Annotated in this window: 3 protein-coding genes; all 3 read right to left on the reverse strand. The window is 72.4% G+C overall.

Features of this window, described 5'->3' with window-relative positions; translation table 11 throughout:
- On the reverse strand, window positions 1-409 hold a 409-nt coding region (locus DSP71_RS24025; RefSeq protein WP_258546477.1), incomplete at its 3' end, for an AMP-binding protein.
- Window positions 406-1575 carry an isochorismate synthase MenF gene (locus DSP71_RS14875; protein ID WP_113681472.1) on the reverse strand — a complete coding sequence of 390 codons (1170 nt, stop codon included), beginning with the start codon at window positions 1573-1575 and terminating at the stop codon, window positions 406-408. The genes DSP71_RS24025 and DSP71_RS14875, both read right to left, overlap by 4 nt.
- 59 nt (window positions 1576-1634) lie before the next feature.
- Window positions 1635-1805, reverse strand: a complete 171-nt coding sequence (locus DSP71_RS14880; protein WP_396652061.1) for an SDR family oxidoreductase — start codon at window positions 1803-1805, stop codon at window positions 1635-1637.
- Window positions 1806-1811 lie beyond the last annotated feature (6 nt).

Below are 1811 nucleotides of genomic sequence, written 5' to 3' on the forward strand. Positions count from 1 at the left end.
CGGCCTCGGATGTCCGGCAGAAGTGCAGCAGCTCGGAACGTCGATGCGCCGGCAGCGCGAACAGCGGGACCGCCCCCGCTCGGAACAGGGCGAACACCACGACGACGAACTCGGCGATGTTCGGAAGCTGCACGACGACCCGGTCACCGCGACGGATCCCCTGGTCGGCGATGAGCGCCGTCGCCAACCGGCCGACGCGTCCGTCGAGGTCGCGGTAGGTCCATGACCGGTCGCTGTCCACGATCGCGACGCTGTTCGGTGCCGCCGCGACCGCCTCGCGCAGCAGCGCGTCGAAGGTCGCACCGATCCAATGTCCCGCCCGCCGGTAGCGCTCCGCGAACTCCTCGGGATAGGGCACGACGCCCTCCACTGTCAGCGGTTCCACGCTCAGCGGCTCCACGGCGCTCATGCGGCACCCACCAGCGTGCGGCGACGCACCGGGGTGACGGCGGCGAGCGCACGCAGAGCGGAGCCGAGCTTGGCCGCGGTCTCGGCGTGCTCGGCGATCGGGTCGGAGCCCGACACGATCCCTGCGCCGGCATGCAGACGCGCGGTCGAACCCGAGACGTGGATCCCCCGCAGTGCGAGTGCCCATTCGCCGTCGCCCGAGGAGTCCATCCAGCCCACCAGCCCGGCGTAGAGCCCGCGGTCCTGCGGCTCGAGGATGCGGATGAGGTCGTGCGCGGCCATGGTCGGCATGCCGCACACGGCCGGAGTCGGATGCACGGCCCCCGCGACGTCGAGCACGGTGGTCCCCGGACGCAGGCGTCCTTCGATCGGCGTACCGAGATGCCAGAGGCGCGGCGTCTCGACGATCTCGGGTTCGCGGGGGACGGAGAGGGTCTCGGTGAACGGGCGCAGCCGCGCGGCGAGCTCGGAGACCAGCACCGCGTGTTCGTGGCGATCCTTGGCGGACGACCCCAAGGCCACCCGTGCGACATCGTCGGCGCGGGGGTCGTCGTGGCGAGCGGCCGTCCCGGCGAGCGGGAGGGAACGAAGGCGCGCGCCCTCGACCGCGGCGACCAGTTCCGGGGAGGCTCCGACGAGCACTCCGCCCGCGTCATCCGGCACGTGATACGCGTAAGCGGAGGGGTTCTGCCCCGCGAAGGCCCGGAACAGCGCGGCGGTGTCGATCGGATCGCCGGCCTCCAGGTCCATCGTGCGCGCCAGGACCACCTTGGTGACGATGCCGGCCTGGATCGCACGCAGCGCAGCACCGACCGCGATGCGATAGCCCGGGTCGTCCGGCGGGATGACGGCCGCGGCACGTTGCGCCGGTTCGGACGATGCGCCGACGATCGGTCCTGCCACGCCGTCGGCCGCCTCTTCGTCCTGGGCCGAGACCTCGACCACATGCTCCGGCACGATGATGTGCGCGGGAAGGGACGGGTCGAACGGGATGGCCCCCAGGGCGATCCGGGGGACGCCGTCCTCCGCCTCCGTCCGCCGCAGCATCGAGAGCACGGCATCGGCCAGACCCGGTCCCGCGGACAGCTCCCGCGGGAGCACCGCGCGTCGCCCGGTGCCGTGCCACCGTCGACGCCCATGGAAGATGACGTCATCCGATCCGTACATGTTCTCTCCTCACACTGCCTGCGGGTGGGTCCGGGAAGCCGGGATCTCCGGGTTCCCGCTCAGCACGCCGTCGCCCCGCCGTCGACGGTCAGCGTCTGCATGGTGATGTGCCGGGCGTCGTCCGAGATCAGGAAGGCGACGGCGGCGGCGATGTCCTCTGGTTCGGCGACGCGCCCCAGCGGGATGCCGTTGCGGAAGCGACCGGCGTCGCCGGCGATCGCTGCCGCCACCGCCTG

The organism is Microbacterium sp. H6 (assembly GCF_003314775.1).
In the GTDB taxonomy this organism is placed as follows: domain Bacteria; phylum Actinomycetota; class Actinomycetes; order Actinomycetales; family Microbacteriaceae; genus Microbacterium; species Microbacterium oxydans.

Excerpts from the sequence above, each read along its gene's own strand:
- DSP71_RS14875 (WP_113681472.1), bottom strand. The coding sequence starts at position 1,575 with ATGTACGGATCGGATGACGTCATCTTCCATGGGCGTCGACGGTGGCAC.